Consider the following 14,603-nt stretch of genomic DNA (forward strand, 5'->3'; position numbering starts at 1 on the left):
ACACTACCCGCCCGAGACCTCAGGGTCACACGGCTTCCCATGCGTTACGGGTAGATTCGATCACCGTGAGCACTCCCGTCGACCCGCTGATCGGCCGCGTCCTGGAACGCCGCTATCAGATCGACGCGCCGATCGCGCGCGGCGGGATGTCTGCGGTCTACGTCGGCACCGATCTGCGGCTGCACCGTCGCGTCGCGGTCAAAGTGATGGATGCACGCTACGTCGGCGATCCACAGTTCCTGCGCCGCTTCGAATTCGAGGCGCGCGCCGTCGCCGGACTCAACCATCCCGGGCTGGTCGCCGTCTACGACCAGAGCATCGACGGGGAGGTGGCGTTCCTCGTCATGGAACTGGTCCGCGGCGGGAGCATCCGCGAACTGCTCCGCGAACGCGGTCCGATGCCGCCGCACGCAGTCGCCGCGGTCGGCATCCCGATGCTCGGCGGACTCGGCACCGCCCACCGCGCCGGACTCGTCCACCGCGACGTGAAACCCGAGAACGTGCTGATCTCCGATTCGGGCGACATCAAGGTCGCCGACTTCGGGCTGGTCCGCGCCGTCGCGGAGGCCGGCGTCACGTCGGCGAGCGTCATCCTCGGCACGGCAGCCTACCTGTCACCAGAGCAGGTGTCGTCGACCGAGATCGATGCGCGCAGCGACGTGTACTCGGCGGGCGTCCTCCTGTTCGAACTCCTCACCGGACGTCAGCCGTTCAGCGGTTCCACCCAGCTCGCACTCGCCTACCAGCGGCTGTCGTACGACGTGCCGGCCCCCGGCGACATCATCGACGGAGTGCCTGCACAGCTCGACGACATCGTGCTGCGCGCGACCGAACGCCATCCGGATGACCGGTTCGTCGACGGCTTCGCCATGCAGCACGCGCTCCTCGACGCCGTCGACGAGCTCGGGCTCCCCGCGTTCACCGTCCCCGCACCCCACCAGGCGTCGGCCCGCGTCACCTCCGCGATCGCGCGCCCCGTCCAGCCACCACAGGCTCCGCGCGCGGTGGTCGGGACGCGCCAAGCGACCGACCCCGACGAGTTCGACGGTCCCGACTACTCCGGGGACGACTACTCCCGGGACGACTACTACGGGGACGACTACTACGAGCAAGACTACGGCGCGGACGACTATGGGGACCCGTACGCGGACTACGACGACGTCCGCGAACCGGCGCGCGGCCCGGCCCCTCTCGGGGCCGACGTCGACCGTCCGATGCCGCGGGCGAGTCGCCTGACCGCCCTCGTGTGGTCGTTCCTGATCATCGTGGCCGGGGCCGGCGTCGGCGCCCTCGGCTGGGCAATCGGCGCGACGTTGGCCTGACCAGCTCGCCTATCCGCGCAGCATCTCGGCGACCAGGAACGCCAATTCCAACGACTGCTGGGTGTTCAGGCGGGGATCGCACGCCGTCTCGTAGCGGCCTTCGAGATCGAGATCGGAGATGTCCTGCGCTCCACCGAGGCATTCGGTGACGTCTTCACCGGTCAACTCGATGTGGACGCCGCCCGGATGGGTGCCCAGCGCGCGGTGCACCTCGAAGAAGCCCTGCACTTCGTCGACGACGCGGTCGAAGTGGCGGGTCTTGAAACCGGTCGACGCGGTGTGCGTGTTTCCGTGCATCGGGTCGCACTGCCAGATCACCTTGTGGCCGGTCTGTTCGACGGCCTGCACGATCGCCGGGAGTACCTCGCGGACCTTGCCGTTGCCCATGCGCGACACCAGCGTCAACCGTCCCGGACGGTTGTCCGGGTCGAGGAGCTCCACGTATTCGACGGCTTGCTCGGGGGTCGTCGTCGGCCCGATCTTCATCCCGATCGGATTGCTGATGAGTTTGGCGAGCGCCACGTGGGCGCCGTCGATCTGGCGGGTGCGCTCGCCGATCCACAGGAAGTGCGCCGACAGATCGTAGAGGACCTGGTCGTCACCGCCGCGCGGGTCGTCGGCCAGACGCAGCATCGCACGTTCGTAGTCGAGGACGAGGGCCTCGTGTGAGGCGAATATCGATGCCGACTCGAGGCTCGAGTCGGTGACGCCGCACGCGTCCATGAATTTGAGGCCGCGATCGATCTCCGCGGCCAACGCCTCGTAGCGGGCGCCCGCCGGTGAGGTGCGTACGAACTCGCGGTTCCAGTCGTGTACGCGTGCCAGTCGCGCCTCGGCCCCGGTGAGTGCACGCACCAGGTTCATCGCGGCGGAAGCGTTCGCGTAGGCGCGGACCAGTCGCGACGGGTCGTGGACACGCGACGCCTCGTCGGCGGCCAGCGAGTTCACCATGTCGCCGCGGTACGACAGGAGGCCGAGCGCGTCCTTGTCGGCCGAACGCGGTTTGGCGTACTGCCCGGCGATGCGGGCCACCTTGACCACCGGCAGGCTCGCGCCGTACGTGAGGACGACGGCCATCTGCAGCAGTGTCCGGATGTTGCCCTTGATGTGCGGTTCGGTGTTCGCCGCGAATGTCTCCGCGCAGTCGCCGCCCTGCAGCAGGAACGCCCGCCCGTGCGCGACCTCGGCGAGTTGATCGGCGAGGTTCTCGACTTCGGTCGGCATGCAGATCGGCGGAACGCTCTCCAGAACCGTCCGCATCTTCCGCGCCTCTTGCGCAGGCCAGTTGGGCTGCTGGAGCGCGGGGCGTGCGAGCACGTCCTCGAACCGTGCGGCCAGCGAGCCGGGCAACGGCGGCAGTTCGGGGAGTTCTTCGAGCGGTACGTCTACGGTCCAGTTCACCACGGTGTTCAGCCTATCCTGCGTCGTCGACGGCTGAGCGCGCCGCCTCGATCGAACGCCACTTGTTCACGTTGTGGCGCGCGTCGGCCAACGCGTCGTGCGCGTCCTTCGGCGCGGGCGGCAGTGTGGGCGAGCCAGCCGCCTCCCAGTGCTGCCGCAGTTCCCTGGTGAAGCGCGGCATGTTTCGCGGCAGTTCGGTCATCGGCCCCCACAACTGGCACAGCACGACGTGGTCGTAGGCCGCCACCCACGCCCACAACTCGATGCGTCCCTCGCCCGCGGTGAGGAACTCGTGCAGGTCATCGCGGATCGCACTCCGCGATTTCCACGCCTTGTCGGCGGGCGACGGCAGTTTGTCGAGCACGTTGGCTCGGACCCAGGCGCCCGCCCGACCCGGGTCGAATTCCGTGGAGCACGCGTAGAACTCGCGGCCGTCCTCGGCGACGATCCCGATCGACACCAGTTCGATCGTCGTTCCGTCCTCGATGAACTCGGTGTCGTAGAAGTAGCGCACGGGGTGAAGGTTAGCGCGCCCCGTGAGACCATAATCGTCCTATGCCCTCTTCGACCCGTGCCGCCGAAGCCGTGCTGCGCCAATGGCGGCCCGGGCCGGTGGTGTCCGTGCTCGCCGCACTTGCGTTCGTCGCGTCGTCCACACTGCAGATCGCGGGCGTCCCGTTCACCTCCAGCTGGGGGACGCGGACCCGCTTCGACATGGACGTGTATCGCCTCGGCGGCCAGCTCTGGCATCAAGGGTTCAGCCTGTACGCCGACGGGTCGCTGCCGTTCACACAGGACGGGATCTGGCTGCCGTTCACCTACCCCCCGTTCGCCGCGCTGCTCTTCACCCCGCTCGGCGAGGTGTCGTTGACGGCGACGAGCATCGGCGTGTCGATCGTGACCGCCGTCCTGCTGGTGTACGTCACCGCGCTGACGTTGCGCGTACTCGGGGTCGGCGATCGCCGAAACCGGTGGCAGATTTCGCTTCTCGCGTCGGCGGTCACGGTGTGGTTCAACCCGTTCTGGATGACGCTCGGCTTCGGCCAGATCAACATGGTGCTGATGGCGCTGGTCATGGTCGACGTCTTCGTCATCAGTCGCCGCGACCGGGCCGCCGCCACCGTGCAGGGCGTCCTCGTCGGCGTCGCGTCGGCGGTCAAGTTGACGCCGTTGGTGTTCTTGGGCGTCTTCCTGGCGGCGGGCCGCATCCGCGCCGCGGTGGTCGGCGTTGTGACGTTCGGGGCGGCCGCGTTCATCGGCTGGCTGTGGATGCCGGACGACTCAGTGACGTACTGGACGGACACCCTCTTCCACACCGGGCGGATCGGCGAGCCCGAGGGCCGCATCAACCAGAACCTCAACGCACTGTGGCTGCGCCTATTCGACGACGGCGGCTCCACCGCGTCGATCCTGTGGATGGTGACGAGTCTGCTCGTGACGGTCCCCGCCGTCTACGCGGTGCTCGCGGCGCGTCCGCGCGAGGCGTTCGCTCCCGGGCCGATCGGCGGGCGTGTCGACGCGATGGTCGTCGCGTGCAGCGTCGCGGTCTGGGGTCTGCTCGTTTCGCCGACCACGTGGGCGCACCACTGGGTGTGGTGTGTCCCGGCCATCGCGACGTGCTTGGTGTTCGTGTCCCGAACCGGTGACCGCCGGGTCGCGACCGTGTACGGCGCCCTCGCAGGCGTCGGAGCCGCCGTCTTCGCGATCGGCCCGTTCCAGCTCCTCCCGCCGATCCAAGACGGTTGGGTGTGGTGGCAGCACATCATCGGTAACACGTATCCGATCTGGGGTATCGCGTTGCTCGTCGCGTTCTGGCGGATGCCGTACCGGACGAGCGTGCCTGCAGCCTGAACCCCGACCTACCGCGCCTGGCCCCAACTGTGCGGGCGGTCCCGTCAGGCTGCCGGCTGGTCGGGTCCCATGATGTCTTCGGCCTTGGTGTAGCTGCCGTCGTCGTTCTTGAGCTTCGCCGCATAGATATCGACGTACTGCTGGCCGCTGAGACGCATCAGCGCGTACATGATCTCGTCGGTGACGGCCCGTTCGATGAAACGGTTGCCCGCCATGCCCTCGTAACGCGAGAAGTCCAGCGGCTCACCGACTTTCAGGGTGATCCGGGTGGGACGCGGCAGGATGGTCCCGGGCGGGTTGATGCGGTCGGTGCCGACCATCGCGACCGGGATAACCGGGCTGCCCGTCTCCAGCGCCATGCGGGCGAGACCGGTCTTCCCCTTGTACAGGCGACCGTCCGGCGAACGAGTGCCCTCCGGGTACAGGCACAGCAGTCCGCCGCCGTCGAGGACTCGCCTGCCCGCCGACAACGCGCCCGCGGCAGCGCTCGCCCCGGAGCGGTCGATGGGGATCTGCCCGGACGAGGAGAAGAACCACTTCTGGAACTTGCCTTTGAGGCCCGGCGCGGTGAAGTACTCCGACTTGGCGAGGAAGTAGATCCGCCTGCGCGCCATGAGGGGCAGATAGAAGCTGTCGACGACGGCAAGATGGTTGGACGCGATGAGCGCCGCCCCGTCGGACGGGATATTGTCGTGCCCTTCGATGCGCGGGCGTCCCATGGCCCGCAGCGCAGGACCCATGAGAACGTACTTGAAGAGGAAGTACCACATGTGTTGCCGTGTTCCCTTCTATCCGGAGCCGCGCGGCCCGACGGACACGCGGATCATTTTACTTCGCCGCCCGCGCGCGCCGCGGCCAGTCCTTGCCGTGCCACCTCGGCGGCTCCGATGACGCCAGCTGTCTCCCCCAGTTGGGTGCCGCGGATCCGGGCGAGTTGCCGGTGACCCGCGCCGGTGACCGACGCGGTGTAGTGCTCACGGGCGTCGTCGAGGAACAGTCCCGACGCGGCTCCGACACCGCCTGCGAGAACGATGAGATCGGGGTCGAAGACATCGGCGATCATGCCGAGCCCGATACCGAGCCAGCGCGCGAGGTCGGTGTACGCGGCGACGGCGACCGGGTCGCCGTCGGCCGCTGCCGCCGCCACCCGACGACCGGTGAGCGAGCCGGGGTCCGCATCCGACTCGGCGGCGAGCACGCTGCGCGGAAAACGTTGCGAAGCAAGGAGTTCGACGGCCGTGTCGACGAGCGCGGTCCCGCTGCAGTAACGCTCCCAGCAGCCGCGTTTGCCGCACCCGCACGGTCGGCCATCGGGAACGACCGTCAGATGTCCGAGTTCGGGGGCGACGCCGAAGCTCCCCCGGTAGATCTGCCCGCCGAGAAGCAGGCCCGCACCGATGCCGGTGCCGATCGCCAGCACCAGGGTGTTGTGCCCGCGGGCGGCCGCTCCGAAGTGGAGTTCGGCGACGGCTGCCGCGTTCGCGTCGTGCTCGGCGAACACCGGCATGCCCATGCGGGCCGCCATGTCGTCGGCGACCGCGGCCTCCTGCCACGCCAGGTGCGGCGAGAAGCGCACGAGCCGGCGATCGGGAGTCAGAAATCCGGCGATCGCCAGGCCGACGGCGTCGATCGCCCACCGGTCGCGCAGCTCGCCGACGAGTCGGTCGAGGCAGTGTTCCAGTGCCTGGGTCGTCGCCGGGGTCGCGGTCCGCAACGTGTCGAGGATCCGACCGGTCGGGTCGACCACGCACGCCCGGACGCTCGTACCGCCGATGTCGATGCCGACGGTCAGGTTCGATCCGGTCTGCTCGTCCACGCCTACCGCCCCGGGGTCGCGATCCGTACCGGGATCGACTCGAACCCGGTCGGCGTGTTCGCCGGAGTCGTCGGGGTCGAGCGCAACATCTCAGAGACGGCTTCGAGGATCGTGATGAAGGCAGTCAGTATGCGCGCCAGGAGATCTCCGAACTCGGCGACGAGCGTGCCCAATTCCCCGAACATGTCGGACATCGCGCCGGAACCCAACGCCGACGCCGCCCCGTTCTGTCCACCGCCGATCAGCGCGGCCAACTGGTCGATGGTCGTCGCCACGCCGAGGAGCAACTCCTGCACCAGGTCGCCATTCGTGGCGTCACCGGCGCGGTGATCGCGCTCGTGGTCGGACATCTCGATGCGACTCCTGTCACGTGGTCGGTCGGCGGGCGGGTGCGGGAACACGAACGATACCGGGCGCGTCGGCATCCACCGACGGCGGAGGTCAGCGACCGCGTGTGACGATCCTACTGGGAGCGTTCACTCGGGCAGATCCGGTTCGGCGGACCCGGCAGTCGACGACGCTCCCGCCCCGCCGGTGTGTCGCCGACCGGCGGGCCACACCGCGGCGTTCGGGGTGAACCGCACCCGCAACACGTCGTCGGCCCACTCCGCACCGGTCACCCGACAGCGGCGAAGCACCGACGGAAGCCGTACCGGATGCCGGAATCCGGCGACCGCGACGAGCAGATCGTCGCCGGACCGGCCGAGCCGGAGCCGTTCCGGTTCGGGCATCCGCTGCCGCCACTTGAGTTCGAAGACAGTGTCGACGCCGTCGCCGGCGAGCTTCGCCACGGTCAGCGCACCGCTGCCGTACGGTCGGCCGCTCGGTGCGGGCACCGGCACCGACACCTTGTGGATCCGGGCGAGTCGGTCCAGGACTCCGGCAGACGCTACTTCCTGCACTCGCACATCGTCGACGTCGCCGAGAAGTCGGCGCACCATCTCGGCGGTGTCCGCTGTCGGCCTGTCCCGATCGCCCGAACTGACCAGTACCGATCGCAGAGGCAGCGCGGTCAGATCCGCGACGGCCACCAGGTCGGCGACCGCGCGGCGTCCACGCTCTGACGGGTCGATCACGAGGTGAGCGGCCACCGAGTGCGGGTCGGTGAACAAGTCGGCGAGGTCTTGGCAGTCTCGATCGATGCCTTCGACCGCGGCGGACAGTTGCGCGAGGACCGGCTTCTCACCGGCCTGAGCCAGTCGGGTTGCCCGCGGCCACATCCGGTCGATCGCGGCGGACAGGACCGTCGGCGCGCGCAACAGCGCGAACGGGTCCCCGACGCCCGACACGTCGACGACGATGCGCCGCCAACGACCGGAGGTCGCCGCATCGCGGACTCGGCGCAGCAGCAGGAACTCGGCCGCGCCCGGCAGGTCGGTGAGCTCGCCGGACGCGATGGACGCGAGCGTGCCGACCACCGGCAACGCGCCCCGACCAGCGGTGAGTGCGGCGAGAGCCGCGGTGAACTCGGTCCACGCCTGCTCGATCACATCGAGGTGCTCCACATGCAGGAGGTCGACACCCGACGTCACCGGAACCGGCTCGCCGGGCACGCGGTACACACCCAACCACGACGGCACCGGAGAGCGTGCATCGAGCGTGATCAGCAGGGTGTCGCGCTGCTGGCCGGCGATCGGCAGCACCGCGCCGCGTTGCGACGACGGGACTCCCGTGAGCGCGGCTGCGGCGGCCAGCACGGAGACGCCCGAGCCACCGGGCCCGAGCACCAGATGGATGTCAGCGAGATCGATCAGCCTTCGACCCTCTTCTTGAGGTCACTGAGTGCGGCCTCGGTGATCGCCTTCTCCGCGCGCCGCTTGAGCTGACTGATCATCGGGATCTGGAGATCGACGGTCAACGTGTAGGTGACCTTCGTCGACCCCGGCACCTGCTGGGCAAGTTGGTAGCGGCCCTGCTGGTCGCGCTGCAGTTCACTGGACACCAACCCCCACGACACCCATGAGCCGTCGTCGGACCACTGGTACCGCAACTCGTAGGTGTCGGCCAGAACACCTGCGTCGAGAACGAAGCGGACATGGGTACCGCGGCCGCGGGTGTCACGTTCGAGCACCGTCACCTCCCGCGCCGCGCCGACCCACTCCGGATACTTCTCGAAGTCGGCGATGACGGACATGACGGCGTCGACGTCTGCCCCGACGACCGTCGACTGTTCGGTGTGGTCACTCATGCCACGGCCTCCCCGACTGCGGGCGCACCTGCCGCGCGACCGGCTTCCAGAGTCTGTTTCACCTCGAACGCCATCACCTTTCCGGCGATTCGGCGTACACGGTTGAGTTCGGCGACGGCGTCCAGCCAGGCTCGCGGTTCGGTCGGCAGCGGTTCTGCCGGCTCGGCGTGCAGGAAGTAGTGAAGGATGAACCCGTCCATCCGCTTCTCGCACCAGATCTCCATGGTGCCGGTCACCGGACCCGATACGCGCCAGCGCACACCTTCGTCGCCTCGATCTTCGGCGACCTCCAGAGTCAGGTCCGGCCACCACCGACGCCAGCGGGCGCGGTCGCCGACGACGGCCCCTGCCAGCGACACGGAGGCAGCGACGAAAGCGTCGTCGGCCACCTGGATGCTCGTCACCGAAACAGCATCACATACCGGCGACGAAAGGGGAAAGCCGCCTCGGGCACGTCACGCCGCCGACGGCAGATTAGACTTCAGCTTGATGGACCAACGCGTCTTGTCACATAGATCGCTCCGGAAGGTGTTTTCAATGGCTGAGTGCCGTGTCCCCGCAGGTTTCGTCACACCGAAGGAGCGGAATTCGGCCGACGTCCTTTATGACATCGCCGCGGCGACGCCCGGCAAGACCGTGTTCCGCGTTCAGCAGGGCGACCAGTGGCTCGCTCTGTCGGCGGGAGACGCCGTCGAGCGGGTCCGGGCGCTCGCCAAGGGATTCATCGCTTCGGGCATCGAGCCGGGCGACCGCGTGGCCCTCCTGTCCTCTACTCGTCTCGAGTGGACGCTGATCGACTTCGCGATCTGGTCTGCAGGCGCGGTCCCGGTCCCGATTTACGACTCGTCGTCGGGCCCGCAGATCGACTGGATCCTGCGCGACTCGGGCGCGGTCGCGATCGTCGTCGAGACGCCTGCGCACCGCGCGGTGGTCGACGGCCTCGAATCGGTCACCGACGCCGTCCAGGTCTTCGGAATCGACGCCCCGAACGGCGAGGGCATCGTCGATCTGTTCGCCGAACGCGGCGCCACCGTCACCGACCAGCAGCTCGACGACCGCCGCCGCCTCCTGACGTCGCAAGACCCGGCGACCCTCATCTACACCTCGGGCACCACCGGACGCCCTAAGGGCTGCATGCTCACGCACGCCAACATGCTCGGCGAGATCGGCGGCGTCCTCGAGTCATCGATGGGCACGCTCCTCGGACCCGAGAAGCGTCTGCTCCTGTTCCTACCGATGGCTCACGTGTTGGCCCGCGCCATCAACCTGGTGGCCATCGAAGCAGGCGTCGAGGTCGGCTACACGAACAACACGAAGGATCTGCTGCCGATCTTCGCGCAGTTCCAGCCTTCGCTGATCCTGTCGGTGCCGCGCGTGTTCGAGAAGGTGTTCAACTCGGCGCGCCAGAGCGCGCACGATTCGGGCAAGGGCAAGATCTTCGATCTCGCAGCCGACACAGCCGTCGAGTTCTCGAAGGCCGGTTCGGATGCGGGTCTGGTGCTGCGCGGTAAGCATGCGTTGTTCGACAAGCTCGTCTACCGCAAGCTGCGTGCGGCGCTCGGCGGCCGGTGCGAGCTCGCGATCTCCGGCGGCGCACCGCTCGGACCGCATCTCGGACACTTCTTCAGCGGCGTGGGCATCCCCGTCTACGAAGGCTACGGTCTCACCGAGACGACCGCCGCGATCTGCGTGAACACCCCGCACGAGGTGCGGGTGGGCACTGTCGGACGCCCGCTGCCCGGCAACGCGGTCCGCATCGCCGACGACGGCGAAGTCCTGTTGTCCGGCGAGGTCGTGTTCTCCGGGTACTGGCACAACGACGAGGCGACGGCCGCTGCGCTCACCGACGGATGGTTCCACACCGGGGACATCGGGACCCTCGACGCCGACGGCTACCTGTCGATCACCGGCCGGAAGAAGGAGATCATCGTCACCGCCGGTGGCAAGAACGTGTCCCCCGCGCCGATGGAGGACCTCGTCCGCACGCATGCGCTGGTGTCGCAGGCGATGATCGTCGGCGACCAGAAGCCGTTCATCGCTTCGCTCATCACGATCGACCCCGAGACGTTCGAGGGTTGGAAGGCACGCAACGGCAAGGACGCAGGCGCTTCGGTCGCGGACCTGGCAGGCGACGCCGAACTTGTCGCCGAAGTTCAAGCCGCCATCGATCTGGCCAACGAGAGCGTCTCCCACGCGGAGGCGATCAAGAAGTTCCGGATCCTGCCGAGCGACTTCACCGAGGAGACCGGAGAACTCACGCCGACGCTGAAGGTCAAGCGCAACGTCGTCGCCGAGAACTTCGCCGACGACATCGAAGCCCTGTACACGAAGTAGGGTGCTCCTTGCCGATCGGGCGGAGTCGAACTCTCGGCTCCGCCCGCCGCACGGCGATACGAGGCACTAGAGCAATCGCATCAGCCGGGCGGCCTGCTGCCGCCACTGCCAGTGCTGGACGGTCCACGCACGGCCCTTCGCGCCCATCGCAGCCGCCAGCTCGGTGTCTTTCAGGAGCGTCGTGATCGCCTCGGCGACCCGCTCCCGGTCGCGGCCGTCGACGACTGTGCCGGTCACCCCGTCGTGGACTGTCTCGGGTGCGCCGCCCGAATCGCCTGCGACGACAGGCACTCCGCTCGCGGACGCCTCGAGGAAGACGATGCCGAGACCTTCGACGTCGAGGCCGCCGCCACGCGTACGGGTCGGCATCGCGAACACGTCGGCCATCGCGTGGTGCTTCGGCAGTTCGTCGGCAGGCACCGATCCGGTGAACGTCACCGAGTCGGCCACTCCGGTCTGCGCGGCCAGTTCACGGAGGCGATCGCCGTACGGTCCGCCGCCGACGATCATCAGCCGGGCGTCCGGCACCTCCCGCAGAATCGACGGCCACGCCTGGACCAGCACGTCCTGACCTTTGCGAGGCACCAGCCGAGACAGGCACAGTACGACCGGTGCGTCACCGATCCCGTATCGCTCCCGCAGTTCCCTCCGGGCGGCAGCGTCGGGCGCGAACCGGTCCGTGTCCACGCCGCACGGCACGTACTCGAGTGCGGCGTCCCGACCGAACGCTGAGGAGAAGCGCCCACGCGTGTACCTGCTGACATAGGTGACGACATCGGTGTGGACGCCGATGTACCGCAGCACCTGGCGCGCTCCGGGGAGCATCGACCAGCCGACCTCGTGACCGTGGGTGCTGGCGACGATACGGCGAGCGCCCGCCTTGCGCAGCCGCGGCGCGAGGACCGCGAGCGGGGCTGCCGCACCGAACCAGACGGTGTGGACGTCGTGCTCGCGCACCAGTCGCGCGGCCCGGCGCGCGACGAACGGGGTCGGGAGCATCAGCGACGTACGGTGCCGCACGATCGGGTACGGGGCCGCGGCGTCGTACTCGTCGGAGCCCTTCCATTTCGGCGCGTACACGACGACGTTCTCCGGCGGGACGAAGCGCAGCAGGTTCTCGAGGTACGACTGGATGCCGCCGGCCCGCGGCGGAAAATCGTTCGTCACCAGCAGCGTCGTCCCCATCATCTGGCCTGGACGCGCAACCATGTCTGCCACTGCTTCACCAACGCATTCTTGTCGTGCCCGACTGCCGTCTTCATCGCGGCGTCCATCGCTGGGGTGTCGCCGGCAGCGGTCATCTTGCGGTACATGTCTTTGAGCTTGGGTTCGCCGTACTTGTCGGCGATGAACGCGGCGAACGACCACACACTCTGGTAGGCGACGCGGGCGGCGTCGGTGTCGACCGCGAAGTCCGAGTCGACCGGCAGCTTCTTCGGAACTCGGCCTGCCGCGACTTCCACCGCGAGATCCGGTGCGGCGTCGACAAACTCGCGATACGTCCCGCTCCGTCCGACGTACTCGGGGACGCCTTCGGTCAACCACATCGGAGAGATCTCCGACGTGGTCAGTCGCGTCGCGACATGCATGAGTTCGTGCCGCAGAACGACGGCGAGCGCCGGTTCGGGTAGGTCGACGGCGTTGGGCGAGAGCACGATTCGCTGTCCGATGACCTGGTCGGTACGCCTGTCGATGCGCGAGAACACCGTGGCGGCCGCGGCCACGGCGGTATCGCTCGCGGCCGTGCGGGTCAGACCGGAGAACTCGTTCTGGTCGCCGGTCGCGATGATCGCGGCCTTCTGCGTCCAGTCGTCACCCCAGAACTTGCTGACCGCGGTGACCGCCTTCGGCAGGATCGACTCGATGCGCGCGACTGCCTTCTCGGTGTTCGGGTATGAGAGGACCGGCGAGGTGCCGCCCGCCGTGTGGACGTCGGCCGCGGCCAGCCCCGTGAACTCCCACGGCCCGACTTCGGCGGGCGGCTGCGGCCCAGTCGTCGTCGGCCGGGGATCCACTGCGGCCGACGCGTCGCCGAGCACCTTCCAGTCGTCGCCGTAACGGGCGAAGACCATCGTCTCGGTCAGCGTCACTTCGGGTTCGGCGAGGCCCGGCGTCGACGAACCGCCGAGCGCATAGGTGAGTTCGACGGGCGTCACCCACGTGTCGCTCGATCCGGCCTCGTCGACCTCGGCGGCCAGCGCCGGATCGACCTGCCATTCGGGCCCGTCACTCGGCGCCACACGGTAGCTGAACGATGTCGTCGCGAGGGGGCCTCCCCGCCGTCCGCGGTTCTTGCCCGGCGCGAACGCTGCGGCAACGGTGTGCAGGCGGTCGATGGTCGACTGGGGCGCCGCATCGTCGATCAGCGCGTCGACTCCGCCGCGATCACCGGTCCGGAGCACCGACGAGAGCTCGTCGAGCAGAGCGCCGACTCCGTCGGTCCGCTGCTGTTCAAACGGGTTGAGGGGCGTCGACGCGACACTGGTCGACGAGGTGCTCGACTGGTCGGACGAATCCGAGCATCCGGCGACCGTTCCGACGACGGCCAACGCGACTGCGACAGCCGCCGCTGCAGTACGAGGCGCGACGGCGGCCACTCAGTACCGTCGCGCAGCGTTGTACGGGCCCGCTTTGTCGACGGGGACGACGGCCACGGGGACACCGAACGTCGAGGCGTGGACGACGAAACCATCGCCGACGTACATCCCGACGTGGGAGGCGTCCGGGTAGTAAATGATGAGGTCGCCCGGTTTGAGATCCTTGCGGTCGACCGGTGTGCCGCCGCCGAGCTGGGCCTCGCTGGTGCGCGGAATGGTCTTGTGCGCTTGTTTATACGCCCACAGCATCAGTCCCGAACAGTCGAACTGGTGCGGCCCGGTCGCGCCCCACACATACGGGTCGCCGATCCGGGAGATCGCGGCTTGAAGAGCGACGAGCGCTGGGGACGTCCCCTTGGGGACTGCGCTCGCGTCGAACTTGTACTTCGGTCCACGGAGGGCAGCGAGCTGCCTGCCGGTCAGTGACTTGTAGATGGCCCGGATCTGGACCGCTTCGAGCTGGAGGTCGGCCTGTTTGGCCTGCAGGCGACCGCGCTGCTTCTCCGCGACAGCGACGGCTTCGCTGGCGTCCCGGGCCGACTTGTCGGCGTTCGCTTTGGCTTCCCGCGTCTTACGGGCGACCGCCGTGATCGACCGCAGGTCGGCCGCCGACTGCCGCGACATGACCTCGAGACCCGACATATTGTCCAGGAGGCTCTGTGGGGAGTCGCTGACGAGCATCGCGTAGAGGCGGTTAACGCGCGCCCCACGGTAGCTGGCGCGGGCGAGCGCGTCGACCTTCTCCTGCGCCGACGCCATCTGCTCGCTCATCGCGTCGAGCTTCTTGCTCGCTTTCGCCGATGCGCGACGTTGCACGATGACAGTCTTGCGCTGCACGTCGTACTCGTGCTGCGCCTTGTTCATCGATTCGGTGGTCCGCTCCGCGTCGCGGGAGAGTTCACGGTAGTGGGTCAGGATCTGGTTCGCGTTGCGCGACGGCTCCGCAGCCGCCTCGGGTGCGACCGGAGCCAGCGACACGGTCGCCAACATCACCGCGCCGAGCGCGGTCGCGCGAGCCGTCCGGCGTCCGGCCCTTCGATTCCTCTGATCCACCACATGTTCCTTAATACCGAACGGGCGGGTCCACACGCATA

General features: G+C 68.4%; 14 protein-coding genes. 3 read left to right on the plus strand and 11 right to left on the minus strand.

Going from position 1 to position 14,603, the window contains the following annotated elements; genetic code table 11:
* The first annotated feature begins 65 nt into the window (after nucleotides 1–65).
* The gene (locus L5G28_RS14045; RefSeq protein ID WP_237002074.1) at nucleotides 66–1,322 is read left to right on the plus strand and encodes a protein kinase domain-containing protein; all 1,257 of its coding nucleotides are present in this window, start codon (nucleotides 66–68) and stop codon (nucleotides 1,320–1,322) included.
* A 9-nt stretch (nucleotides 1,323–1,331) separates the two neighbouring features.
* On the opposite strand, the gene L5G28_RS14050 is transcribed toward L5G28_RS14045, so the two are convergent.
* Together L5G28_RS14050 and L5G28_RS14055 are read right to left on the minus strand one after the other, a co-directional pair.
* Nucleotides 1,332–2,726, minus strand: coding sequence for a class II 3-deoxy-7-phosphoheptulonate synthase (locus tag L5G28_RS14050; protein ID WP_236998532.1), 1,395 nt, complete (start codon nucleotides 2,724–2,726; stop codon nucleotides 1,332–1,334).
* A gap of 10 nt (nucleotides 2,727–2,736) precedes the next feature.
* Nucleotides 2,737–3,237, minus strand: coding sequence for a polyadenylate-specific 3'-exoribonuclease AS (locus L5G28_RS14055; protein ID WP_237002075.1), 501 nt, complete (start codon nucleotides 3,235–3,237; stop codon nucleotides 2,737–2,739).
* A gap of 41 nt (nucleotides 3,238–3,278) precedes the next feature.
* On the opposite strand from L5G28_RS14055, the gene L5G28_RS14060 reads away from it, so the two are divergent.
* A complete protein-coding gene (locus L5G28_RS14060) occupies nucleotides 3,279–4,574 on the plus strand; it encodes a glycosyltransferase 87 family protein (protein WP_237002076.1) in 1,296 nt (431 codons plus the stop codon).
* 44 nt (nucleotides 4,575–4,618) lie between these two features.
* On the opposite strand, the gene L5G28_RS14065 is transcribed toward L5G28_RS14060, so the two are convergent.
* The 6 genes from L5G28_RS14065 to L5G28_RS14090 all read right to left on the minus strand — a co-directional run bounded on the left by L5G28_RS14065 (nucleotide 4,619) and on the right by L5G28_RS14090 (nucleotide 8,982).
* Entirely contained in the window at nucleotides 4,619–5,344 is a 726-nt protein-coding gene (locus tag L5G28_RS14065; RefSeq protein ID WP_236998535.1) for a lysophospholipid acyltransferase family protein, read from the minus strand.
* A 53-nt stretch (nucleotides 5,345–5,397) separates the two neighbouring features.
* The gene (locus tag L5G28_RS14070; protein ID WP_237002077.1) at nucleotides 5,398–6,390 is read right to left on the minus strand and encodes an ROK family protein; all 993 of its coding nucleotides are present in this window, start codon (nucleotides 6,388–6,390) and stop codon (nucleotides 5,398–5,400) included.
* Between the two features lie 2 nt (nucleotides 6,391–6,392).
* Nucleotides 6,393–6,740, minus strand: coding sequence for a hypothetical protein (locus tag L5G28_RS14075; RefSeq protein WP_237002078.1), 348 nt, complete (start codon nucleotides 6,738–6,740; stop codon nucleotides 6,393–6,395).
* A 126-nt stretch (nucleotides 6,741–6,866) separates the two neighbouring features.
* Nucleotides 6,867–8,120, minus strand: coding sequence for an ArsA family ATPase (locus tag L5G28_RS14080; protein ID WP_237002256.1), 1,254 nt, complete (start codon nucleotides 8,118–8,120; stop codon nucleotides 6,867–6,869).
* Between the two features lie 20 nt (nucleotides 8,121–8,140).
* On the minus strand, nucleotides 8,141–8,578 hold the full coding sequence (locus L5G28_RS14085; RefSeq protein WP_237002079.1) for an SRPBCC family protein: 438 nt from the start codon (nucleotides 8,576–8,578) through the stop codon (nucleotides 8,141–8,143).
* Nucleotides 8,575–8,982 (minus strand): hypothetical protein, encoded by a 408-nt coding sequence (locus L5G28_RS14090; protein ID WP_237002080.1) that lies wholly within the window; start codon nucleotides 8,980–8,982, stop codon nucleotides 8,575–8,577. Before L5G28_RS14090 ends, L5G28_RS14085 begins: the two co-directional genes overlap by 4 nt.
* A gap of 133 nt (nucleotides 8,983–9,115) precedes the next feature.
* Between L5G28_RS14090 and L5G28_RS14095 the strand changes: the two genes are divergently transcribed.
* Nucleotides 9,116–10,912, plus strand: coding sequence for an AMP-dependent synthetase/ligase (locus L5G28_RS14095; RefSeq protein ID WP_237002081.1), 1,797 nt, complete (start codon nucleotides 9,116–9,118; stop codon nucleotides 10,910–10,912).
* Nucleotides 10,913–10,978: 66 nt separating this feature from the next.
* On the opposite strand, the gene L5G28_RS14100 is transcribed toward L5G28_RS14095, so the two are convergent.
* From L5G28_RS14100 to L5G28_RS14110, 3 genes are read right to left on the minus strand one after another with little or no spacing between them, the layout of a single operon-like run.
* Entirely contained in the window at nucleotides 10,979–12,097 is a 1,119-nt protein-coding gene (locus L5G28_RS14100; protein WP_237002257.1) for a glycosyltransferase family 4 protein, read from the minus strand.
* Entirely contained in the window at nucleotides 12,097–13,509 is a 1,413-nt protein-coding gene (locus L5G28_RS14105; RefSeq protein ID WP_237002082.1) for a peptidase MA family metallohydrolase, read from the minus strand. Before L5G28_RS14105 ends, L5G28_RS14100 begins: the two co-directional genes overlap by 1 nt.
* Nucleotides 13,510–14,499: a C40 family peptidase gene (locus L5G28_RS14110; RefSeq protein ID WP_237002258.1), complete on the minus strand. Its 990-nt coding sequence runs from the start codon at nucleotides 14,497–14,499 to the stop codon at nucleotides 13,510–13,512.
* Nucleotides 14,500–14,603: the final 104 nt, after the last annotated feature.

It is taken from the genome of Gordonia liuliyuniae (assembly GCF_021739025.1).
In the GTDB taxonomy this organism is placed as follows: Bacteria; Actinomycetota; Actinomycetes; order Mycobacteriales; family Mycobacteriaceae; genus Gordonia; species Gordonia liuliyuniae.